This is a genomic window from Gulosibacter sediminis (genome assembly GCF_030011715.1).
GTDB classification, from domain to species: Bacteria; Actinomycetota; Actinomycetes; order Actinomycetales; family Microbacteriaceae; genus Gulosibacter; species Gulosibacter sediminis.
On record NZ_JASCYH010000028.1, the window covers coordinates 12,088 to 34,542 of the forward strand.

The following is a 22,455-nucleotide window of genomic DNA, read 5'->3' on the forward strand; positions in this document are numbered from 1 at the left end:
ATCAAAATAGCCGCGATGCGCTGGCTGCTTCGGGTTCTTCGAGCTCGAGCAGCCAGCGTTTTCGTTCGAGGCCACCCGCGTAACCGGTGAGCGAGCCGTTGGCGCCGACCACCCGATGGCAGGGGATGATCACGCCGATCGGGTTGTGGCCGACCGCCTGTCCAACCCGCTGCGCGAGCTTCCGGTTGCCGAGCGCATCCGCCAGCTCGCCATAGCTCGTCGTCTCGCCATGTGGAATCTCGCGGAGCATCGCCCAGCACCGCTCCGAGAACTCATCGCCAACTGGCGCGAGCGGCACCGTGAAGTCGCGCAGCTCACCCGCAAAATATCGGGCAAGCTCGTCACTGACATACCTCAGAAGCGCATCATCCTCAGCATCGACCTCGACCCCGAAGTCGGCTGCGTCGGGCAGGTAGCGCTGGTCGCTGAAGTAGCAGCCGCGCAGCGCCTGCCCCTCGGCGACGAGCACGAGGCAACCGAGTTGGGATTCAATGCGGGTGTGTCGCAGAGTCACGCGATGCCCAATCGCAGGCGTTCGCCACTGTGCAGGCGCGCGAGCTCGTCGACACCGATGCGCTCGAGCGAGTCGGTCAGCGACACCCCGAGCCGTTCGAACTCGTCGAGCTGCTCAACGTTGCTCGGCACCACGAGCACGTGCGCGCCCGCTGTGACGCCCGACGTCGCGCCGCTCACCGAGTCCTCGATGACGAGCGAGTCCTCGATCGCCACACCGAGCCGCGACGCCGCCGTGAGGTACGGCTCGGGCTCGGGTTTGTTCGCGTGCACCTCGTCACCGGCGACCGACTCCTGAAACGCGCCCTCGGGCGCGGCGGCGAGCACCGAGTCGATGACGCGGCGGAAACTCGCCGACACGATCGCGGCCGGCAGTTTCGCCTCGCCAATCGTGGCGAGCAGCGTCTCGACCCCGGGCATCCAGGTCACGCCGTGGCTGTGGTGCCCAACCATCACGTCGAGCAGCTCGGTCAGGGCCTCATCGGCGGTGAGCGGCAGGCCGAGCGCGCGCATCTCGGCGATCGTCACTACGAGCGGCTTGCCGATCGTCGATCGGGCGTCGTCCTCGGTCCAGCGCGACCCGTGGCGGTCAGCCATCGCGCGCTCCGAGGCGCTCCAGAGCGGCTCCGAGTCGACAAGAGTGCCGTCGAGGTCGAACAGGATAGCGGCGGGCAGCTGCGAAGTGGTCATACGGGTAATCTTGTCTGGTCATGTTGCAGACCACCTGGCAGGCGCGCGAGGCGGCACACCGCGAGCGCGCCGACGCCCTCACCGCCGACTATCGCGCTGCCCGCGATGCAGGCCGTAAGCACGCCATCGACGATTTCCTGTTCACGTACTACTCGTACAAGCCAGCGGTCCTTCGCCGCTGGCATCCCGGTGTCGGCGTCGCGCTCGAGGGCGCCGAGTCGTTCGCCGAGCGTCGCTGGTACCGGCAGGATGCGTCGGGCCGCGTCGAGGTCGATGCCGCGGCGTTCCTCGCGGCGAAGGGCGATCTCGTCGAGCGGATCCGGGCCCTCACCGCCTCGATCGCCGGCCGCGATGGCCAGTTCGGCTGCTTCGGCCTGCACGAGTGGGCGATGGTCTACCGCGATGACGAGCACCGGCATCCGATTCCCCTGCGCCTTGGCCAGCGGGGCACGGATGCCGTGGTCGAGTCGCACCGCATCACCTGCAGCCACTACGACGCCTACCGCTTCTTCACGCCCGACGCGAGGCCCCGCAACCTGCTCGCGCCGACGCGCGAGCGGCAGTGTGCGCTCGACCAGCCGGGCTGCCTGCACGCCAATATGGACGTCTACAAGTGGTGCGTCAAGCTCGGCCCGATCGTGCCCGGCGAACTACTGCTCGACGCGTTCGCCCTCGCGAAGGAGATCCGCTGGCTCGACATGGCGGCGTCGCCCTACGACGTGCGCGACTACGGCGTCGAGCCGGTCGAGATCGAGACCTCGGCGGGCAAGGCCGAGTACGTACGCCAGCAGCGCGCGTTTGCGGTGCGCTCTCAGCAACTGCGAGCGCGGCTGCTCGAGGTTATCGGCGCCGCCACATCGTCGTCAGCGGGCGAAACCCCTGCCGCAACCAAAACGGCGCCGACTCAGGGTTGAGCGCGCCGAAGTCGACGGCGAGCAGCTCGGCGCCGGCCGCGCGGGCGCGCGCGTCAAGTTCGCCGACGAGCGCCGCGCCGACGCCGCCCGCGCGCAGTCGTCTCGTGACGGCGGTGAACTGCACGTAGAGCTCCCGCTCGCGGCTCGTGCGCGGCGCGACGGTGCCCGGGGCGGCGAAGTTTGCGACGCCGGCGACGAGGCCGAAATACTCGGCGATGACAGCGAGCACCGGCACGTCGACGACCCTGCCCGCGTAGTCGAGGAGGTGCTCGCGCAACTGCGGATGCGCCCATGCGCCGGTCGCGGCGTCGGCGTCGGCCGCGTGGAGCTCCTCGAGCAATCCGGCGACGCCCGCCCGATCCTCGGCGGTCACCTCGCGGAGCTTGCGGCCCGGCTTCGACGCCCACGCCGACGGGCGCGGCTCGCCCTCAACGCGACGCACCGCGAACGTGCTCACGGGTGTGAAGCCGCGGGCCGCGAGCACCGCCGGGGCGCCCCGCAACGCGACGGGCAGCTCGAGCTGCAGCGGCACGCCGGTCGGCGCACCCGTCGCCCACGCATCAAGCAGCGCCGCGAGGTCGCCGCCCGCCGGCGCCTCGGGGTCCTCCCCCGAGGTGTCGGCGCCGCGCACCACAAGCTCATCGACGACGGGCGGGTTAAAGATCGACCAGGATGCGCCCGGATCGGGCCGCACCTCGCTCGCGACGCCGACCAGGCTGCCGGCCGCGTGCATCCGCTCGCCCTCGGGCCGAGTGTATGGCGCGAGTTCGGCGAAGGCGTGGATGCGCCAGTCATTCATGGCGGCGGTGGCGGCGTCGAGATTGGTCACTCGCTCGACGCTACACGCCGCCGAGTCACCTCGTTTGGTAGATGACCTCGCGGTACCGCGGACGGTACCCCATGCGCTCGTTGACCTCGATCATCCACGGGTTGACGTGCGAGTTCCACGTGGCGATGCGACGCATCGCCGGGAACTGCTCGGCGATGGTGCGGTGCGTCGCGAGCTTGAGCCCGAGACCGAGCCGGTGGCCCAGGTGCGCCTCGAACACGAGCGTGTTGCGCTGAAACGCGAGGTCGTCGCCGGGCTCGGTGCGCACCTCGACCTCGGAGTGGGCGGCGAGGCTGCCGTCGGGTGCCTGCGACACCGCGATGATGTTGAAGTAGCCCGAGGCCCTGCTGCGGGCCTCAACCTCGCGGATGCGCTCGGGCGTGTAGTCGGCGATCTCACCCACGACGTCCTCGTCGGGTTCGTCGAGCTCGAGCTGCGTGAGCAGCTTGCCGTACTGCTCGAGGTACTCGTCGGGCACACGGTTCGCCCAGATCAGCGTCGAGTAGCCGGCGCTGCGCGCATCCACCTCGGCCTGCAGCTCGGCATAGCCGAGATCGAGGTTCTCTTGCAGCGGGAAATCAACGCTCGCCTCGCCGACGACCCAGTCGCCCTCCCAGGCGGCCCAGAACAGGTGGCGGTTGAACTCGCTGTCGGCAATCTCGGCGCGCAGCTGCGCCGCGGTCTGCACGACGCTGCCGCCAAACTGGGCGAGGTCGTGGGCGCCGCGAAACTCGGTGACGGCCGCGAGCGCGCGCTCGTCGTGGAGCAGAATTCGGGAAACAGTCAACGGTGACACTCGCCCAAGACTACTCGGGCGGGTGTCACCGTTCACAGCGGTACTTCGAGGCGCCTAGACCTCGAGCACGTCGCGGCGCACCGGCACGACGGCCGGGTGCACGTTGCCGAGCGCCTCGATAACTCGCACAACCTGCTTCGAATAGCCGAACTCGTTGTCATACCAGACGTAGAGCACGAGGTTCTTGCCGTTCGCGATGGTCGCGAGACCGTCGACGATGCCGGCGCGGTCGTGGCCGACGAAGTCGGTCGACACGACGTCCTTCGACTCGATGTAGTCGATCTGCTGGCGCAGCTCGGAGTGCAACGATACCTGGCGCAGGTAGTCATTGACCTGCTCCTTTGTCACCTCGGTCTCGAGCTCGAGGTTGAGCACGGCCATCGAGACGTCGGGGGTGGGGACGCGGATCGCGTTACCGGTGAGCTTGCCCGCGAACTCGGGCAGGGCCTTCGCGACGGCCTTCGCCGCACCGGTCTCGGTGAGCACCATGTTGAGCGTCGCGGCACGACCGCGGCGCGAACCCTTGTGGAAGTTGTCGATGAGGTTCTGGTCGTTCGTGAACGAGTGCACCGTCTCGACATGGCCGTGGTTGACGCCATACTTCTTGTCGAGCGCGTGCAGCACCGGCGTGATGCCGTTCGTCGTGCACGACGCAGCCGAGAGAATCTGCTCGTCATCGCGGATGTCCTTGTCGTTGATACCGAACACGACGTTGCGAATGTTGCCTTTACCCGGCGCGGTGAGCAGCACGCGGGCCACCCCCTTCGCCTGGAGGTGCTGGCCGAGGCCCTCCTCGTCGCGCCAACGACCGGTGTTGTCGACGACAATCGCGTCGTTGATACCGAACTGGGTGTAGTCAACGGCGGTCGGGTCGTTCGAGTAGATGACCTGGATCAGCGTGCCGTTGGCGAGGATCGTGTTGTTGTCGCGATCGACCCTAATCGTGCCCTTGAACGGGCCGTGCACCGAGTCGCGGCGAAGCAGCGAGGCGCGCTTCTCGAGGTCATCGTCGCCGTTCTTGCGCACGACCACGGCACGCAGGCGCAGGCCGGGCCCAGTCGTCGCCTGGTCGATGAGGATGCGCGCAAGGATGCGGCCGATGCGGCCGAAACCGTAAAGCACGACGTCGGTGCCGCCGTCGCCCTCGATCGCGGGCTGCACGTCGCGCAGCTGATCCGCGAGGAACGCATCCGCGTCGCCCGAGCCGGCCTCCTGGAACGCGACGCCGAGCGCGCCGAGGTCGACCGACGCGATGTGCAGGTTCATGCGCGTCAGCGCCTCGAGCAGCTGACGAGTCGTGCCGAGCTCGAGCGCCCCGCCACCGCTGTGGCGACGGCCGAAGCGGTGCGCCTTGATGACGTCGATCGCCGACAGGTTGATGAGTCGGCGGCCGTGGATCGAGGTGACGATATTCCGCTCGCGATACAGCTTCGAAATGAGCGGAATCAGCTGTTCCGCGGCGTCGAGGCGGTCAAACCAGAGACGCTGCTCAGCCAGGTGCACTTCGGTCATAGTGGGACGTCCTCCATTGGGTCCTATTGGGCGCGGGAGCGCGCAAGATGGGCCCTTTTAGGGTACCTGACGCCCTACTTGCGCTTGCGACGCTCCCGCACTCGCATGTTGATTTGAATCGGCGTGCCCACGAAGCCGAAAACTTCGCGCAACCGTCGCTGAATAAAGCGCCGATAGCCGGGGTCAAGGAACCCCGTCGTGAACAGCACAAACGTGGGCGGGCGCGTCTGCGCCTGCGTCGCGAACAGCACGCGCGGTTGCTTGCCACCGCGCAGCGGGTGCGGCAGCTCCTGCGTGAGCTCGGTGAGGAACGCGTTGAGCTTACCGGTGGGGATGCGGGTGTCCCACGACTCGAGCGCGACGGTCAGAGCCGGTACGAGCTTTTCGAGGTGCCGGCCGGTCTTCGCCGAGATGTTGACGCGGGGTGCCCAGGCGACGTGCTTGAGGTCCTGCTCGATCTCGCGTTCGAGCTGCCAGCGGCGCTCGTCATCGAGTTCGTCCCACTTGTTGAAGGCGAGCACGAGCGCGCGGCCCGACTGCAGCACCATGTCGACGATGCGCACATCCTGCACGCCGAGCGGCTCGGTCACGTCGAACACGACGACTGCCACTTCGGCCTTGTCAATCGCCGTCGCGGTTCGCAGCGAGGCGTAGAAGTCGGCGCCCTGTTGCAGGTGCACGCGCTTGCGGATACCCGCGGTGTCGACGAAGCGCCAGACTCGGCCGCCGATCTCGACCAGCGAGTCGACGGGGTCACGGGTAGTGCCGGCGAGGTCGTTGACGACGACGCGCTCCTCCCCCGCGGCCTTGTTGAGCAGGCTCGACTTGCCGACGTTCGGGCGGCCGACGATCGCAACGCGACGGGGCCCACCGACCTCCTGCTTCGCGACCTTCGACACTTCGGGCAGGATGCGCATGGCCTCGTCGAGCATGTCGGCGACGCCGCGACCGTGCAGCGCCGAGACCGGCCAGGGCTCGCCGAGGCCCAGGCCCCAGAGCGTGGCCGCGTTCGGCTCTTGCACCAGGTCATCGACCTTGTTGGCGAGCAGCAGCACGGGGCGGTCGCTCTTTCGGAGCAGCTTCACGACGTGCTCGTCGCTCGAGGTGGGGCCGACGTTCGAGTCGACGACGAACAGCACCGCGTCGGCGAGCTCGATGGCGATCTCGGCCTGCTCGGCAACCGACCGGTCGATGCCGCGCGCGTCGGGTTCCCAGCCGCCGGTGTCGACGAGAGTGAAGTGGCGGCCGCCCCATTCGGCGCGGTAGCTCACGCGGTCGCGGGTGACGCCCGGCACGTCCTCAACCACGGCTTCGCGGCGGCCGAGGATTCGGTTGACGAGCGCCGACTTGCCGACGTTCGGGCGGCCGACGACTGCGAGCACGGGCAGCGCCGGCATGAGGAAGGTGCCGTCATCGGCGAAGTCACCCTCGAGCACTTCGAGGTCATCATCGTCGAGGTTGTACTCGTCAAGGGCGCGGCGAAGCACCTCGGCGCGCTGCTCGGCAACGTCGTCCTCGATTTCTTCGAGGCGCTCGCCGAGGTCGCCCTCGTAGCCCTCCTCGAAGAGGTCGTCGCCCTCGATGAATTCGGGTTCGTACGGGGTGGTGTCGCTCACGAGCCGCTCCTTTCGCGGATCAACTCGAGCACGGCGTCGATCACCGCGTCAAGGTCGAGATGAGTGGAGTCGACGACGGTGACGCCGTCGGCTGCCGAAGTAAAGTTCACGACCTGCGAGTCGCGTGCGTCGCGCGCTGCCACGGTTGCGGCGACGGCCGCCGCGTCGTCGCCCGCGAGCTCGGCCTGGCGACGGCGGATGCGCTCGGCCTCGTCGGCGGTGAGCAGAATGCGCACATTCGCATCGGGGGCGACCACGGTAGTGATGTCGCGGCCCTCGGCGACGATGCCCGCCGCAGCCGACCCGAAGAGCAACTTGCGGAACCGCTCGTTGACGGCCTCGCGCACGGGGATGAGGCGCGCGACCTTCGACACGTTGGCCGAGATCTCGGTGGTGCGGATGTCGCCCGTGATGTCGTCATCGCCCACGCGCACCCACGACTCGTCGGGGTCGAGCGAGAGGCGCCAGGCATCGAGAAATGCGGGCATGAGCGCGATGATGGCCCGGGCGTCGTCGAGGTCGGCGCCGCGCTGCAGCCCGAACCACGTGATGGCCCGATACACCGAACCGGTGTCGAGCAACTGCCAGCCGAGGCGGCGTGCGACCTCGCGCGACACCGTCGACTTGCCGGAGCCCGCGGGCCCGTCGATTGCTACTACCGTTGCCGTCACTCCGCTAGCCTCCATCCGCGCGCTTCAAGTTCTTCCGTGAGTCGAGTGTGCACCTCGGGCAGCACCTCGATCTGCACCAGGCCGAGGTTCGCCCCCGGCGAATGCTCGAGGACGAGCTCCTCGACGTTGATCTCGGCCTCGCCAATATCGTGGAACAGCTGCGCGAGCTGGCCCGGGCGGTCGTCCACGAGCACCGTGAGCCGAGCGAAGGTGCGGCGGCTGCCGTGCTTGCCCGGAATTTTCGCGACACCCTCGTTGCCGGCACGCATGTGCTCGGCCACGGCCTTCCGCGCGCCCGGCATCGACACATCGTCGAGGGCTTCGGCGAGCTCGCCCGCATCGGCCGCGACCTGGCGCAGGATCTTGGCTACCCGGGGCCCGTTCGCCGCGAGAATCTGGTTCCAGAGCGTCGGGTCGCTCGCCGCGATGCGCGTCACGTCGCGCAGACCCCCTCCCGCGAGCGTGGCGGCGTCGGTGTCGTCGCGCAGAATCTGCTCGGCCATGATGCTCGAGACCAGCTGCGGCACGTGCGAGATCAGTGCAACCGCATTGTCGTGCTCTTCGGCGCTGAGTGACACCACGGTGCCGCCGAGGTCGAGCGCGAGGCCCTCGATCTCTTGCAGCGCGAACACGGTCGTTTGCTCGTGCGGCGCGATCACCCATGGGCGACCGACGAAGAGGTTCATGCGGCCGGCGAGCGGGCCACCGGTCTCGCGGCCCGCCATGGGGTGCGAGCCGAGGTAACGGCTCAGGTCGCCGCCGTGTTCGCGCACGTGCTCGAGCGGCGCAGTCTTGACGCTCGTCACATCGGTGACGATCGCGTCGGGCCAGGCCTCGAGCTGCTGCATGACGACGTGCCCGGCAACATCCGGCGGCACGCAGACGATGACGATCTGCGGCGTGTCCGCGGACGACGCCTCGGAGGCGTTTTTCGCTGGCGCGACGCGGCCGGCGCCGTAGTCGGCGGCGAGCCCCAGCGCGACGGGCGAGGCGTCCGAGAGCAGCACATCTACGCCCTTGGCGCTCAAACCGAGGCCCACCGAGGAGCCGAGCAGCCCAGTGCCGACTACAAGCACCGGCGAGTTCGTACGCGTCGGGGTCATTGGCGGGCCGCCCGCTTGGCAAGGCGCAGCAGCTTGCCGAGCTCGTCGCGCGAGAGCTCGCGCAGTTCGCCGGTCTTGAGCGTGCCGAGCTGAAGCGGGCCGAAGCTGCGGCGCACGAGCTCTTGCACCGGGTGGCCGACGGCGTCGAACATGCGGCGCACGATGCGGTTGCGGCCCGAGTGCAGGGTGACCTCGACGAGGGTCGTGCGCCCGCCTCCCGCGCGGTCGACGATGTGGCCCGCGTCGGCCTTAATGAAGCCGTCCTCAAGCTCGATACCGTCGAGCAGTTGCTTGAGCTTGCCGGGGGTGAACTTGCCGCGCACCTTCGCGACGTACGTCTTGGTCACACCGAACGAGGGATGCGCGAGCACATTCGCGAGTTCGCCGTCGTTCGTGAGAATCAACAGTCCGCTCGTCTCGCCGTCGAGCCGACCGACGTTGTAGACGCGCTCGGTGAACTGCTTCGCGAACTGGCGTAGGTCGGGGCGCCCCTGATCGTCGTGCATCGTCGAGACGACGCCGACGGGCTTGTTCAGCATGACGTAGCGGCGGCTCTGGTCGAACTGCACCGGGGTGCCGTTGACAATGACCTCGTCGCGCTCCGGGTCGATACGCGTGCCAAGTTCGGTAACTCGCTGACCGTTGACGCGCACCTTGCCCGCGGTGATGAGGTTTTCGGATGCGCGGCGCGATGCGACACCCGCGTTCGCGAGCGCCTTCTGCAGGCGCACGCCCTCGGTCGAGAGCTCTTCGCGCGGCGCGGCGGCCGCCTCGGGTCGGTGCTGCGGCTGGAACGGGATGTCGTCGAAGTCGGCGAGCGAATAACCGCCGCGGGGTCGCTCGTGCTTCGCCCGACGCACGGCGTCGCGTTCCTGCTCGCGCTCCTGGCGGCTGCGCTCGCGCTCGCCTCGGCGCTCGCGATCACGGTCGTAGTTATTCATGGAATCCATCCTGCCCGTCGTCGAGCAACGGGGAAATCTTGGGAAGCTCCTCAAGGGAGTTAATGCCGAGGTGCTGCAGCAGCAGCTCGGTCGTGCTGTAGAGCGTCGCCCCAGTCACCGGCTCGACGCCCGATTCTGTGATGAGGCCGCGGCTGACGAGGGTTCGCACCACGGAGTCGACGTTCACGGCTCGCACCTGGGCGACCTGCGAACGCGTCACGGGTTGGCGGTACGCGATCACCGTGAGGGTCTCGAGTGCCGCCTGTGACAGCCGCGACGGCTGCCGCACCGACACAAAGTCGCCCACGATCTCGTCGAAGTCCGAGCGCACGTACATACGCCAGCCTCCGCCGACCTCGCGCAGCTCGAAGCCTCGGCGCGCGCCGCCAGACTCTCCATCATAGTCTGCGACGAGCTCGTGCAGGGATTGCTGGACCGCCTTGACCGGCTGCGACACGGCTGCCGCGAGCGCGACGACCGGAATCGGCTCGTCGCTGACGAACAGCATCGCCTCGATCGCGCGCGTGAGGTCGACCTCGACGGGTTGGTCATTGGTCATAGTCGGCCCCCAGCGTGCTCAAGTCTTCGTCGTTCCAATCTTCGCCGCTCCAGCTCACCGTGAGCTCCCCGAGCGGCACCTCCTGGTGCAGTTCAACGGCGGCCCGGCGGAACAACTCGAGCACCGCGAGAAAGCGCGCGACCACGACGCCCGCGACATCCGCATCCGCCACGAGCTCGCGGAACGTCGCGGGCCCGCGATCGCGGAGCCGGCCGACGAGCAAGCTCGCCTGCTCGCGAATCGACACGAGCGGCGCGTGCAGGTGGTCGAGCCCGACCGTGGGGATCTCGCGCGGCGCAAAGACGATCGCGGCGATCGCGCCGAAGTCGTCGAGCGAGTGAGTCCACACGAGGTCGGGCACGCGATCGATGAACTTCTGCTCGAGCGGCACAGCGCGGGCCGTGCGGCGTTCTTCAACCTCGAAGTTGCCGCGGAACCACTCGGCGGCCTCCTTGAACGCGCGGTACTGCAACAGGCGCGCGAACAACAGGTCGCGCGCCTCGAGCACCGCGACATCTTCGGCGTCGACGTAGTCGCCTTGCGGCAGCAGGCTCACGAGCTTCATGTCGAGCAGCGTCGCGGCGACGACGATGAACTCGCTCGCGCGGTCGAGTTCTTCGGCGCGCTCGAGCTGGGCGACGAAGGAGATGAACTCGTCGGTCACCCGCGATAGCGAGATCTCGGTGATGTCGAGCTCGTGGCGGCCGATGAGCTGCAGCAGCAGGTCGAACGGCCCCTGAAACACGTCGAGGGCGACTCGAAAGTCGCCCTCCGTGGGTGCCTCGCTAGGCGGCTGCACCGCGGGCCACCAGCTCGCGGGCCAGCTGCTGGTAGGCCTTCGCCGCTGCGTGCTCGGGCGCGAACTCAACGATCGGCACGCCGGCAATCGATGCGTCGGGGAACTTCACGGTGCGACCGATGACGGTGTCGAACACCTTGTCGCCGAACACCTCGAAGACGCGGTCGAGCACCTCGCGCGAGTGCAGGGTGCGGCCGTCGAACATGGTCGGCAGGATGCCGTCGAGCTCGAGCGCCGGGTTGAGGCGCGAGCGCACCTTCTCGATCGTTTCGATGAGCAGGGCGACGCCGCGCAGCGCGAAGTACTCGCACTCGAGCGGAATCATCACGCCATGGCTCGCCGTGAGCGCGTTCACGGTGAGCAGGCCGAGCGAGGGCTGGCAGTCGATGAGCACGAGGTCGTAGTCGTCGGCGACCTTGCGGATGATCGACGCGAGGATCTGCTCGCGGGCGACCTCGGTGACGAGGTGCACCTCGGCGGCCGAGAGGTCGATGTTCGCGGGGATCACGTCGAGGCCCTCGAAGTGGGTCTTCGTGATCGCGGCGTGCGGGTCAGACTCGCGACCGATGAGCAGGTCGTAGATCGTCAGCGAGTTGTGCGTCGAGATGCCGAGGCCCGCCGAGAGCGCGCCCTGCGGGTCGAAGTCGATGCAGAGCACGCGCCGACCATACGACGCCAGCGACGCGGCGAGGTTGATCGAGGTCGTCGTCTTGCCGACGCCGCCCTTCTGGTTGCACATCGCGATGACGCGCGCGGGGCCGTGCTCGGGCAGCGGCTCGGGCTCGGGAAATTTGTTGTACTGCCGGGTCGACACGGCTTCGGCCGAGCGAGGCTGGCCGGGGGCACTGCCCTCGGCGGGTTCAGGCGCGGGGCCTGTGACCGGGCGCGGCTTCGTCTTGGGCTTCGACTTGAGCAGATCAGCCGGAACCTCGAGGCCCGGCAGCTCGGGCAGGTCGGCTTCGTTCATTGCAGACACAGTCGCCGCCTCCTTTTTCGACAGGTTGATCACGCGTTTTCAGATAGTAGCCACGCGCCCCGACACGCCGACCCTGCCTCGCCGGGTCACAGGCACTGCACCTCAAGTGCTAGTTGAACGTTAAAGATTGCTAGCGGGCGCGAGGATGCGCGAGCGCGTACATCTCGCGCAGCGCGTCGGCCGTGACCTTCGTGTAGATCTGCGTCGTCGACACCGAGGAGTGGCCGAGCAGCTCCTGCACGACGCGCACATCCGCCCCGCCCTGCATGAGGTGCGTCGCGAAGGAGTGGCGCAGCGTGTGCGGCGACACGTTCGTCGTGAGTTCGGCGCGCTCGGCGACGCGCTGCAGGATGTTCCAGGCGCTATTGCGTGAGAGCGGGCCGCCACGCACGCCGAGGAACAGCGCGGGCGAGCCCTTGCCCTTCGCCGCGAACCCCGGCCGGGCCCGCACGAGGTAGGCGTTCAGCGCATCCTGGGCGAAGGAGCCGAGCGGTACGATGCGCTGCTTGTCGCCCTTGCCCCGCACCCGCACCATGTCGCGGTCGATGACGTCGTCGACGGCGAGGCCGACCGCCTCCGAGATGCGGGCGCCCGAGGCGTAGAGCACCTCGAGCAGCGCCCGGTCGCGCAGCTGCTCGGGGGTGTCGCCGCCGGCGGCGTCGAGCAGTCGCTGCACCTCGTCGATCGTGAGCGCCTTCGGCAGGCGTTTTGGCAGTTTCGGGGCCTGGAGTTCGCTCGCGACGTCTTCGTCCACCAGGCCCTCGTCGTCGAGAAATCGGTGGAAACCGCGCACGCTCGAGGCGATGCGCGCGGCCGAGGAAGCCGCGAGATCCAAGCCGTCGGGGTCACGCAGCCACGCCATGAACTCACGGGTGTCGTTCGCGGTGATCTTCACCGGCTCGTCGATGCCGCGCTCGGCGAGAAACCCGACGTAGCGGTCGAGGTCGCGGCGGTAGGCGCCGAGCGAGTTCGCCGAGAGGCCGCGCTCGATCGTGAGGTGCCGAAGGTAGCGTTCGGCGAAGCGGTTCACGCGCGCCGTCCGCCCTCGAGGGCGCGCGGCGTCACCTCCGGGCCCGGCGAACGGGTCGGCCAGGGCGTTGCTGCGTCGCGCAGCGTCGACCAGTCGCGGCGGCGCGACTCGTTCGCGACGAGCAGCGCCTGCAGCAGCGCGGGATTGTGCAGGTCGCCGGCGAGGATCGCGTCAATCGCTTCATCGAGCGCGACCCAGCGCGTCTCGATGTCGGCCTCCTCAAGCGTGCGTTCAAACTCGAGCGGCGAGGCGCTGAGCCCGCGGGCGAGGAAGATGCGAATCGACTCGTTCGAGCCGCCCGGGCTGTTCCAGAAGTCGTGCAGCAGCCACCACTGCGAAGCCTCGAGCTGCGCCTCTTCGGCGAGCTCGCGCTGCGCGGCGACGAGCGGCGACTCCTCGGGGCCACCGTCAAGCAGGCCGGCCGGGATCTCCCAGTTGCGAGAGTGCACGGGGTGGCGATACTGCGAAATGAGCAGCACCTCGTCGTCTTCGTTGATCGCGAGCACCGCGACGGCCGAGGTGTGGTCGACGTACTCGCGATGCATCACGGCGTCGCCGTACTGCACCTCGTCGTCGACGAGGTTCCACACCCAACCCCGATGCACGAGTCGCTGCGACCGCAGCTCGTGCACCTCGGGTTCGTCGCGCAGGGTCACTCGGCGTCGTCCACTTCCACGAGGCGGCTCGCGGCCTCGCGCTCGATGGCGGCCTTGACGAGGCCGGCGAACAGCGGATGCGCGTGGTTGGGCCGCGACTTGAGCTCGGGGTGCGCCTGGGTCGCCACGTAGTACGGGTGCACGTCGGCGGGCAGCTCAACGAACTCGACGAGGTGGCCGTCGGGCGACGTGCCCGAGAAGACGAGCCCCGCGTCGGCGATTTGCTCGCGGTACTCGTTGTTCACCTCGTAGCGGTGGCGGTGGCGCTCTTCGACCTCGGTGGCACCGTAGACGCCCGAGACGATCGAGCCGGCCTGCAGGGCGGCCGGGTAGGCGCCGAGGCGCATGGTGCCGCCGAGGTCGCCGCCGTCGATGATGTCGACCTGCTCGGCCATCGTCGCGATGACGGGTGCCGGGGTTTCGGGGTCGAACTCGCTTGACGAAGCGCCAGCGATGCCGGCGACGTTGCGCGCATACTCGATCACCATGCACTGCAGGCCAAGGCAGAGGCCGAGGGTCGGGATGCGGTTCTCGCGGGCGAAGCGCAGGGCGCCGAGCTTGCCCTCGATGCCGCGCACGCCGAAGCCGCCGGGCACGCAGATGCCGTCGAGGTCGGAGAGCGCTGCCGCGGCACCCTCGGGCGTCTCGCAAGTGTCCGAGGGAACCCAGCGCAGTTCGACGCGCGCGTCATTCGTGAAACCGCCGGCCTTGAGCGCCTCCGAGACCGAGAGGTACGCGTCGGGCAGGTCAATGTACTTGCCGACGAGGCCGATCGTGACGGTGCGCTTCGGGTTGTGCACGACGTCGAGCAGTCGCTCCCAGTCGTCGAACTCGAAGGCGTCCTCGACCGGTAGCTTGAGCTGCTCGATAATGTAGTCGTCGAGACCCTGCTCGTGCAGCGTCGACGGAATCTCGTAGATCGACGGCAGGTCGGGGGTGTTCACGACTGCGCGCTCGTTGACGTCGCACATGAGCGCGATCTTCGAGCGGTTCGAGTCGGTGACGGGGCGGTCGCTGCGCAGCACGAGCGCATCCGGCTGAATACCGTACGAGCGCAGCGACGCGACCGAGTGCTGGGTCGGCTTCGTCTTCTGCTCGCCCGACGCACCCATGAACGGCACGAGCGAAACATGCACGAAGAACACGTTGTCGCGGCCGAGCTCGTGGCGAATCTGGCGGGCCGACTCGATGAATGGCAGCGACTCGATGTCGCCGATGGTGCCGCCAACCTCGGTGATGATCACGTCGGGGCGCGGCTCTTCTTCGGCCTGGAGGCGCATGCGGCGCTTGATCTCGTCGGTGATGTGCGGAATCACCTGCACCGTGTCGCCGAGGTACTCGCCGCGGCGCTCCTTCGCGATGACCGTCTGGTAGACCTGGCCGGTCGTGACGTTCGCGGCGGCGCTGAGGTTGACGTCGAGGAAGCGCTCATAGTGACCGATGTCGAGATCGGTCTCGGCACCGTCGTTCGTGACGAATACCTCGCCGTGCTGGAACGGGTTCATGGTGCCCGGGTCGACGTTGAGGTATGGGTCGAGCTTCTGCATGACGACGTGCAGGCCGCGGGCCGTCAGCAGATTGCCGAGGCTGGCCGCCGTGAGGCCCTTACCGAGCGAGGAGACAACTCCTCCGGTGACGAAGATTTGCTTGACCGGAGTCTCGGACTTGGCGGGGTGCACAGTTGCGTCGTTCACGGATTCTCAGCCTACCTCACGCGCCCCGCGGCGCAGCAGTTCTTCAGCGTGTGCCCGGCCGGTTTCCGACTCGGTCAGGCCTGACAGCAGGCGAGTCATCTCTTCGACCCGCCCGGGCGCGTCGAGCTCGCGGATGGACGAGGTCGTGACCTGCCCATCCGTCGCCTTCTCGATGCGCACGTGGTGATCGGCGAACGCAGCGACCTGCGCGAGGTGCGTCACGACAATCACCTGGCTCGTCGTCGCGAGCCGCTGCAGGCGTGCGCCGATCTCGAGCGCGGCGGCGCCACCGACGCCGGCGTCGACCTCGTCGAACACGAGTGTCGGCACGGGGCTCGCGGCCGCAAGCACAACTTCGAGCGCGAGCATGACGCGGCTCAGCTCGCCGCCCGAGGCACCAACCGCGAGCGGCGACGGCTTCGCGCCCGGATGCGGTGTCAGCAGAAACTGCACCTGGTCACGGCCGGTGCGGCGGATGCGCTCGCCCGGCGTCACGTCGACGTGCAGTCGCGCGTTTGGCATGGCGAGCGCGGCGAGTTCGCCGGTGGCGCCCTCGGCGAGCTCCTGGGCCGCGGCGGCACGAAGATTGCTCAGGCGCGTCGCGGCCTCATCGAGATCGGCGGCGAGGGCTTCGACCGTCTCGGCGAGCTGCGGGATGCGCGTATCGGCGCCCGTGAGCTCGAGCAAGCGCCGCCCCGCGTCGGCCGCGCGCTCCGCAATCTCGTCGAGTTCGCCGTCGTAGCGGCGCTTGAGGTCTTCGAGCGCGGCGAGGCGGTCGTTGAGCGAGTCGAGTTCGCCGACGCCGTCGGTGTCGAGGTCGGCAAGATACCCGCCGAGCTGCGCGGCGAGATCGTCGATCGTGTACTCGAGGTCGTTCGCGGCCTCGGCGACGGACTCGAGACTCGAGTCGCTCCGCAGCGCGCGGTCGACCGCGGTGCGCACCTCGCGGGCCCGATCGCGCAGCGAACCGGCCGGATGCTCGCCCGACAGCAGCTCGTGCGCGCCGCCGACGTCGCTGCGCAGCTGCTCGCGGTTGCTGAGTCGCTCGATGCGGCCGAGCAGTTCCTTGTCCTCGCCGGGCTGCGGCGCGACCGCGTCCACCGCATCCGCCAGCTTGCGCAGACCTTCGCGCTCGGCCTCGCGCTCCCCCGCCGAGGCACGGAGCGCATCAAGCTCCTGCTTCCGTTCTCGCAGTTCGTCGTACAGCGCGGCGACGCGCTCGAGCGCATCCGCCACCTCGACCCCACCGAAGCGATCGAGGGCGGTGCGCTGCGCTTCCTCGCGCGTAAGCCGCAGCTGCTCGGACTGCCCGTGGACGGCGACGAGGTGCTCCCCCGCGCTCGCCAGCACGCTCGCTGGCACGGCGCGGCCACCGAGCCAGGCGCGCGAGCGACCCGACTTCGCGACCTGCCGCGCAAGCACGACCTCGGCGCGCGTCGCGTCGTCCTCGGTGAACGGCTCGGCGTCACCGCCGGCCTCAGCGACGAGCTCGGCGATGGGCCCGCTCGGATCGATGACGGCGTGACCCTCGACTACGGCCTTGTCAGCGTCGGCCCGCACCGCGTCGCTCGTGGCGCGGCCACCGAGCAACAGTCCGAGCGCTGTCACGACCATGGTCTTGCCCGCGCCGGTCTCGCCGGTGATCGCGGTGAAGCCGGGGCCGAGGGGCAGCCGCGCTTGATCGATGACGCCGAGCGAACGGATCTCGATGTCGTCGAGCATTAGCCCCGCCAGCCCACCGTCGGCAGCTGAAACTTCTTCACGAGTCGCGTCGTGAACGGCCCCGGGTGCAGGCGCGCGAGTCGCACCGGCTGCTCAGAGCGCGTGCCGGTCGCGCGCGAGCCCGCGGGCAGCTCGAGCCGGCGGCGGCCGTCGAGCCAGATAATCGCATCCGACCCCTCGGGGTGAATCTCGACGGCGAGCTCCGAATCGGGCGCGACGACGATGGGCTTCGTGAACAGTGCGTGCGCCGAAACCGGCACGAGCAGGAGCGCTTCGACGGCGGGCCAGACGATCGGCCCGCCCGCCGAGAACGAGTACGCGGTCGACCCGGTCGGGGTCGAGAACAGCACGCCGTCGCAGCCGAAGCTCGAGAGCGGCTCGCCGTCGACGTCGATGCCGACCGAGAGCATCCGCTGCCGGTTGCCCTTTTCGATCGAGGCCTCGTTGAGGGCCCAGCCGGTTTCGACCACGCCGTCGGGGCGGCGTACGTCGACGCGCAGTGCCATGCGCTCCTCGACCTCGTAGGCGCGGTCGATGGCGCGCTGCAGCACGAGCGGCAGCGACTCGCGTTCCGACTCGGCGAGGAAGCCGACGTGGCCAAGGTTGACGCCCAGCACGGGCACGTTCGCCTCGCGCGCGAGGTCGACACCGAGCAGGATCGTGCCGTCGCCGCCGAGCACCACGACGAGCTCACAGTCGGCGACCTCGCAGTCGACGCCGAGACGCTCAACCTGCTCGGGCAGCCCCTCGGTCTGGTGCTCACTGAGTTCACTGGCGAACGAGGCTTCGAGCACCGGCACGATATCGTGCGCCGCCAAGAACAACAGGGTGTTCAGGGTCGCGTCGATTGCCTCGTCGCGGGCAACGTGGCCCACCACAAGGATTCTGCGCACTTCGCCGGTCATAAGCCTCCCTCTCCTACCATCCTACGAATGCGCTCGGTGGGGTCGTGTTCAGGTACGAAGTCGGCTCGCAGCCAGAGCAGGTATTCGTGGTTGCCGTGCATGCCAGTAATCGGCGAGGGCGCGATGCCCGCGAGACCGAGTTCGAGCCCGGCCGCGTCGCGCACGACGTCGAGCGCCGCGTCGGCGGCGACCGCGGGGTCGGTCACGAGCCCGCCGCGCACGTGGCCCCGACCGACCTCGAACTGCGGCTTCAACAGCAGCACATAGTCGCGCGCCGCGGGTACGCTCGCGCGCAGCGCGGGCAGGACGTGCCGCAGCGAAATGAATGAGAGGTCACCGACGACGAGGTCGGGATGCACGCCCGGCGCGAGCTGCTCGAGCCGCTCGGCCGTGAGGTAGCGCGCGTTCTCGCCCTCAACGACCCGCACGCGGGTGTCGGCGCGGATGAGCGGGTCGAGCTGGTCGTGCCCGACGTCAAGCGCGATCACCTCTCGCGCGCCGTGGTGCAGTAGCACCTGGGTGAAACCGCCTGTGGAGGCCCCGACGTCGAGCGCCTCGCGCCCGGCGCAGTCGATGCCGAACGCCTCGAGCGCGGTGAGGAGTTTATGCGCGGCGCGGGACACCCACCGCTGCTCGCGCTGCACTTCGAGGATGGCCGCATCACCAACCTGCTGCGACGCCTTCGTGGCGGCGATGCCGTCGACGAAGACGAGGCCCGCGTCGACGAGGCGCGCCGCCTCGGTGCGGCTCTTCGCGAGCCCGCGCGCGGCGAGCGCTCGATCGAGACGATCAGTCATCGGCCTCGCCGACCGCATCCTGCGCGTCGAAGTCGTCGCGCGCACCGAGGTCGTCGAGCCCGTCGAGGTCGAGCCGCACGTTCGGGTCGTCGAGGGCGCGCTTGAGCGCGTCGAGCTGCTGTTGCAGGGCAGCGGCGTGCTCGCCGAGCGGAACGCCCTCGAGGTCTACCACTTCGACCAGTCCTGCGTGAGGTACTCGGGCACGCGCAGCGCGTAGATGAGCTTGTCGGAGTTCCAGATGGCGGCCGTCGCGGCGCGCAGCAGGTCGAGCTTGTGCTTGCCGCGCGACTTCACCTGCAGGTCGATACCGTCGAGCACGACGCGCTCGCCACCGACCTTCGCCTCAACGTACTCGGGCCGGGCGTTGACCTCGACCACGGGATACGGAGTGTCGAGGTCGCGCAGGTCACCCACAATGTAGTCGGGTCGCTCGTCGGGCCCCGCCGCAATGAGCTGCTTCGGGCCGTCGATGCCGGTGAGCACGAGCACCGACTTCATGTTCGAGCGGAAGGCGCCCTTGATGTCGGTGTCGAGCCGGTCGCCGATCATGATCGGCGACGTCGAGCCGAAGCGTTCGACGGCCGCTTCAAAGAGCGGCGTCTCGGGCTTGCCCGCGACGATCGGCAGCTTCTGCACGGCCGTGTGCACGGCGCTTACGAGTGTGCCGTTCCCGGGCGCGATGCCGCGCGCGACCGGGATCGTCCAGTCCTGGTTCGTCGCGATCCATGGAATGTCGCGCGTGAGCGCGAACGATGCCTCCGCGAGGTGCTGCCAGCCGACCTCGGGCGCGAAGCCCTGCAGCACCGCATCCGGCTGATCGTCCGCCGAACGGGTGGCACGGAATCCGGCCTTCTCGAGCTCGTGCACGATGCCCTCGCCGCCGATCACGAGCACGAGTGCGCCCGGCTCGGCGTGGTTCTTGAGCAGGTGCACGGCCGCCTGCGGGCTCGTCACGACGTCACTCGGGGTCGTGTTGAGGCCGAAGCCGGCGAGCTGCTCGGCCACCGCGATATCGGTGCGGCTCGCGTTGTTCGTGATGTAGCCGAGCCGGATGCCCCTGCTCGCGTACTCGTTGAGCGCGTCGACCGCGTGATCGATCGCGTGCGGGCCGCGATAGATGACGCCGTCGAGGTCGGAGAGGATCACGTCGACGCCGTCGACCGGCGCCGGCGTCGTGCGATTGCCGAACAGTGCCATCGAGTGCTCCTAGAGGTCGAACAGCGAGAGCTGCTCGTCGTCCTCGTCGTCCGACTTTTCAGTTTTGTCCGCCTTGGCGACCGGCTGCGCGGCGTCTGCCGACTGAACGTCAGCTTCATGCTCGGGCTCGGTTTCAGCCTCGACCTCCACCTCGACTGGAACCTCAAGCTCGGCTTCGATGGGAGCCTGAGCGTCCTCAGCCTCAACGACCTCAACCGCCTCGGCAACCTCTTCGACGATCTCCTCGGCTTCGACCTCGGTGGCCTCATCGATCTCGGCGAGGATCTCGGCGAACTCCGCCTCCACCTGCTCCGAAACGGATGCGCGAGTGAACTCGTCGTCGTCGAGAACGTCGGCAGCGACGGTAACGTCTTCTGCTGCCGACTCGTCGTCCGCGGGTTCCGCGCTAACAGCTTCAGCCGCAACAGCCGACTCGAGCTCGGCAGGTGCAGCCTCAGGTTCATCGGTGGCTTCGTCAAAGTCATCCGACGCGTCGTCGTCAGTAACCTCTTCGGTCACGTCAGAGTCGTCCGATTCGTCCGAGTCTTCGGCGGGCTCGTCTTCGACGTTGTCTGCCTCATCGGCGTCTTCCGAAGCGGCGTCTTCCGATTCTTCGGTCTCGTCGTCGGCGTCCTCCGGCCCCTCTGGCGGGATGTAGTCGGGGTTCGGCTCGGTGACGAATTCGACGGTCTCGAAGCCCTCCTGCGACTCGTCGAGGGCGTTCTGCGCGAGTTCGGCGGCACGCTCCCAGACGGCAGCCTCCTTGTCGCGACCGAGGTCGGTGAGCACGGCCGCGTACGCGCCAAACAACGCGGGGCTGTAGGAGAACGCCTTGGTGCGGTCGAGCTGCGGAATCTCGAGCTCGGCAAGCGCCAGCTCGGCGTTGCCCTGGTCGAGGCGCGCGCCTGACATCGCGATGGCGAGCTGCACCTTTCCGTTGGTGTCAAGCTTGCTCTCGTCGACCGAGCGACCAAGCTCGAGGGCGCGGTCGGGGCGGCCGAGGCCGCGCTCCGAGTCGACCATGAGCGCGATCTGGTCATCGCGACCCGAGATGCGACGGTAGGTACGCAGCTCGCGCAGGGCGAGCGCGTAGTCACCGGTGAGGTAGGCGGTGATCGCGAGCGTCTCGCGGACCATCGCGATACGACCGCCACGGCGGGATGCGCTGAGCGCGTGCTGGTGCGCAAGCTCGGGGTCGGTGTCGACGAGCGCCGACGCCATCACGAGGTGCTCGGCGACGAAGTCGGCCGTTTCCTTCGCGAGCGTCTTCAGCTCCATGCGCGCGACATCGTCGAGGTCGCGCGGCGAAACGGTGTCGGGAATCTCGGGGTCGGTGTGCTCGGCGCGGACCGCGCGGAGTTCCTCGGGACGCGACGGCTGTAGGCGCGCGCTGCCCTCGGGCTTCTGCCATTCGCCGCGGCGCTCGGGCCGGCCGCCGTCGCGACGGTCGCCGCCCCGGCTGTCATCACGATCGCGGCGCTGGTAACCCCCGCGCTCGCCATCGTTGCGGTCGCGACGCTGGTAGCCACCGCCACGGTTGTCACCGTCACGGCGCTGGTAGCCACCACGGTCACCGTCATTGCGATCACGACGCTGATAGCCGCCACGGTTGTCACCGTCACGCTTCTGGTAGCCGCCACGGTTGTCACCGTCACGCTTCTGGTAGCCGCCACGGTTGTCGCCATCACGACGCTGGTAACCACCGCGCTCACCGTCATTGCGGTCACGACGCTGGTAGCCGCCACGGTTGTCACCGTCACGCTTCTGGTAGCCGCCACGGTTGTCGCCATCACGACGCTGGTAACCACCGCGCTCGCCTTCGTTGCGGTCGCGACGCTGGTAACCACCGCGCTCGCCTTCGTTGCGGTCCCGACGCTGGTAGCCACCCCGCTCGCCGTCGCGCCTCTGGTAGCCACCACGCTCGCCGTCGTTACGGTCGCGTCGCTGGTAGCCGCCACGGTTGTCACCGTCGCGCTTTTGGTAGCCGCCACGCTCGCCATCATTGCGATCGCGTCGCTGGTAGCCGCCACGGTTGTCACCGTCGCGCTTTTGGTGGCCGCCACGCTCGCCATCATTGCGATCGCGACGCTGGTAACCGCCACGCTCGCCGTCGTTACGGTCGCGTCGCTGGTAACCGCCACGCTCGCCGTCGTTACGGTCGCGTCGCTGGTAGCCACCGCCGCGGTTGTCGTCGCGGCGCTGGTTGCCGCCTCGTGCTCCGCCGGAGGAATGCCGGTCTCGGTCGCGCCCTCGCTGATCTGCCATGCTCAATCCTCTCGTCGGTGCACTGTGGAATTAATCTGCGCAAGTCTAACGCGCGCACCTTCAGGCGCGCGCAGTACCCCGCAACAGAAAGTTGCGGAAAAAGAAAAAGAGGGGTCATTCCTAAAAGGAATGACCCCTCTTCATTAAGTTAAGTTCGGCGGTGTCCTACTCTCCCACAAGGTCCCCCTTGCAGTACCATCGGCGCAAAGACGCTTAGCTTCCGGGTTCGGAATGTAACCGGGCGTTTCCATCTCGCTAAAACCACCGAAA

Annotated in this window: 22 protein-coding genes and 1 rRNA gene; 1 reads left to right on the plus strand and 22 read right to left on the minus strand. The window is 68.5% G+C overall.

Features of this window, described 5'->3' with window-relative positions; all coding sequences use genetic code 11:
• Position 1: 1 nt before the first annotated feature.
• Both QM019_RS09335 and QM019_RS09340 read right to left on the minus strand, forming a co-directional pair.
• Positions 2 to 514 carry a methylated-DNA--[protein]-cysteine S-methyltransferase gene (locus tag QM019_RS09335; protein ID WP_282852744.1) on the minus strand — a complete coding sequence of 171 codons (513 nt, stop codon included), beginning with the start codon at positions 512 to 514 and terminating at the stop codon, positions 2 to 4.
• On the minus strand, positions 511 to 1,203 hold the full coding sequence (locus tag QM019_RS09340) for an HAD family hydrolase (protein WP_282852745.1): 693 nt from the start codon (positions 1,201 to 1,203) through the stop codon (positions 511 to 513). Before QM019_RS09340 ends, QM019_RS09335 begins: the two co-directional genes overlap by 4 nt.
• A gap of 20 nt (positions 1,204 to 1,223) precedes the next feature.
• Here QM019_RS09340 and QM019_RS09345 point away from each other — a divergent pair, with 20 nt between their 5' ends.
• Positions 1,224 to 2,117, plus strand: a complete 894-nt coding sequence (locus tag QM019_RS09345; RefSeq protein WP_282852746.1) for a 3-methyladenine DNA glycosylase — start codon at positions 1,224 to 1,226, stop codon at positions 2,115 to 2,117.
• Here the strand turns inward: QM019_RS09345 and QM019_RS09350 are convergent.
• The 20 genes from QM019_RS09350 to rrf form a co-directional block, all read right to left on the minus strand.
• Entirely contained in the window at positions 2,044 to 2,946 is a 903-nt protein-coding gene (locus tag QM019_RS09350; protein WP_282852747.1) for a GNAT family N-acetyltransferase, read from the minus strand. The two genes, QM019_RS09345 and QM019_RS09350, sit on opposite strands and share 74 nt — an antisense overlap.
• 25 nt (positions 2,947 to 2,971) lie before the next feature.
• A complete protein-coding gene (locus QM019_RS09355) occupies positions 2,972 to 3,733 on the minus strand; it encodes a hypothetical protein (protein ID WP_282852748.1) in 762 nt (253 codons plus the stop codon).
• A gap of 63 nt (positions 3,734 to 3,796) precedes the next feature.
• Positions 3,797 to 5,254: a glyceraldehyde-3-phosphate dehydrogenase gene (locus tag QM019_RS09360; RefSeq protein ID WP_282852749.1), complete on the minus strand. Its 1,458-nt coding sequence runs from the start codon at positions 5,252 to 5,254 to the stop codon at positions 3,797 to 3,799.
• Between the two features lie 74 nt (positions 5,255 to 5,328).
• Positions 5,329 to 6,774 carry a ribosome biogenesis GTPase Der gene (der, locus tag QM019_RS09365; protein ID WP_428831964.1) on the minus strand — a complete coding sequence of 482 codons (1,446 nt, stop codon included), beginning with the start codon at positions 6,772 to 6,774 and terminating at the stop codon, positions 5,329 to 5,331.
• 92 nt (positions 6,775 to 6,866) lie between these two features.
• Positions 6,867 to 7,541 carry a (d)CMP kinase gene (gene cmk / locus QM019_RS09370; protein ID WP_282852750.1) on the minus strand — a complete coding sequence of 225 codons (675 nt, stop codon included), beginning with the start codon at positions 7,539 to 7,541 and terminating at the stop codon, positions 6,867 to 6,869.
• Complete coding sequence (locus QM019_RS09375; RefSeq protein ID WP_282852751.1) at positions 7,538 to 8,644, minus strand: prephenate dehydrogenase; 1,107 nt, start codon at positions 8,642 to 8,644, stop codon at positions 7,538 to 7,540. The genes cmk and QM019_RS09375 overlap by 4 nt, the downstream gene beginning before the upstream one ends.
• Complete coding sequence (locus QM019_RS09380; protein WP_282852752.1) at positions 8,641 to 9,585, minus strand: pseudouridine synthase; 945 nt, start codon at positions 9,583 to 9,585, stop codon at positions 8,641 to 8,643. Before QM019_RS09380 ends, QM019_RS09375 begins: the two co-directional genes overlap by 4 nt.
• A complete protein-coding gene (scpB, locus tag QM019_RS09385; protein WP_125107282.1) occupies positions 9,578 to 10,144 on the minus strand; it encodes an SMC-Scp complex subunit ScpB in 567 nt (188 codons plus the stop codon). Before scpB ends, QM019_RS09380 begins: the two co-directional genes overlap by 8 nt.
• Complete coding sequence (locus tag QM019_RS09390; RefSeq protein ID WP_282852753.1) at positions 10,134 to 10,943, minus strand: segregation and condensation protein A; 810 nt, start codon at positions 10,941 to 10,943, stop codon at positions 10,134 to 10,136. Before QM019_RS09390 ends, scpB begins: the two co-directional genes overlap by 11 nt.
• Positions 10,930 to 11,910: an AAA family ATPase gene (locus QM019_RS09395; protein WP_282852762.1), complete on the minus strand. Its 981-nt coding sequence runs from the start codon at positions 11,908 to 11,910 to the stop codon at positions 10,930 to 10,932. Before QM019_RS09395 ends, QM019_RS09390 begins: the two co-directional genes overlap by 14 nt.
• 139 nt (positions 11,911 to 12,049) lie before the next feature.
• The gene (gene xerD, locus QM019_RS09400; protein ID WP_125107280.1) at positions 12,050 to 12,949 is read right to left on the minus strand and encodes a site-specific tyrosine recombinase XerD; all 900 of its coding nucleotides are present in this window, start codon (positions 12,947 to 12,949) and stop codon (positions 12,050 to 12,052) included.
• On the minus strand, positions 12,946 to 13,605 hold the full coding sequence (locus QM019_RS09405) for an NUDIX domain-containing protein (RefSeq protein WP_282852754.1): 660 nt from the start codon (positions 13,603 to 13,605) through the stop codon (positions 12,946 to 12,948). Before QM019_RS09405 ends, xerD begins: the two co-directional genes overlap by 4 nt.
• A complete protein-coding gene (gene pyrG / locus QM019_RS09410) occupies positions 13,602 to 15,299 on the minus strand; it encodes a CTP synthase (protein WP_125107279.1) in 1,698 nt (565 codons plus the stop codon). Before pyrG ends, QM019_RS09405 begins: the two co-directional genes overlap by 4 nt.
• A 6-nt stretch (positions 15,300 to 15,305) precedes the next feature.
• A complete protein-coding gene (recN, locus tag QM019_RS09415; protein WP_193128783.1) occupies positions 15,306 to 17,021 on the minus strand; it encodes a DNA repair protein RecN in 1,716 nt (571 codons plus the stop codon).
• A complete protein-coding gene (locus QM019_RS09420) occupies positions 17,021 to 17,926 on the minus strand; it encodes an NAD kinase (RefSeq protein WP_282852755.1) in 906 nt (301 codons plus the stop codon). The genes recN and QM019_RS09420 overlap by 1 nt, the downstream gene beginning before the upstream one ends.
• Positions 17,923 to 18,723 (minus strand): TlyA family RNA methyltransferase, encoded by an 801-nt coding sequence (locus QM019_RS09425; RefSeq protein ID WP_282852756.1) that lies wholly within the window; start codon positions 18,721 to 18,723, stop codon positions 17,923 to 17,925. The genes QM019_RS09420 and QM019_RS09425 overlap by 4 nt, the downstream gene beginning before the upstream one ends.
• Entirely contained in the window at positions 18,716 to 18,895 is a 180-nt protein-coding gene (locus tag QM019_RS09430; RefSeq protein ID WP_282852757.1) for a hypothetical protein, read from the minus strand. Before QM019_RS09430 ends, QM019_RS09425 begins: the two co-directional genes overlap by 8 nt.
• A complete protein-coding gene (locus QM019_RS09435) occupies positions 18,889 to 19,920 on the minus strand; it encodes an HAD-IIA family hydrolase (RefSeq protein WP_282852758.1) in 1,032 nt (343 codons plus the stop codon). The genes QM019_RS09430 and QM019_RS09435 overlap by 7 nt, the downstream gene beginning before the upstream one ends.
• Positions 19,921 to 19,929: 9 nt before the next feature.
• Positions 19,930 to 22,185 (minus strand): primosomal protein, encoded by a 2,256-nt coding sequence (locus QM019_RS09440; RefSeq protein ID WP_282852759.1) that lies wholly within the window; start codon positions 22,183 to 22,185, stop codon positions 19,930 to 19,932.
• A gap of 152 nt (positions 22,186 to 22,337) precedes the next feature.
• A 5S ribosomal RNA gene (gene rrf, locus QM019_RS09445) occupies positions 22,338 to 22,454 on the minus strand.
• Position 22,455 lies beyond the last annotated feature (1 nt).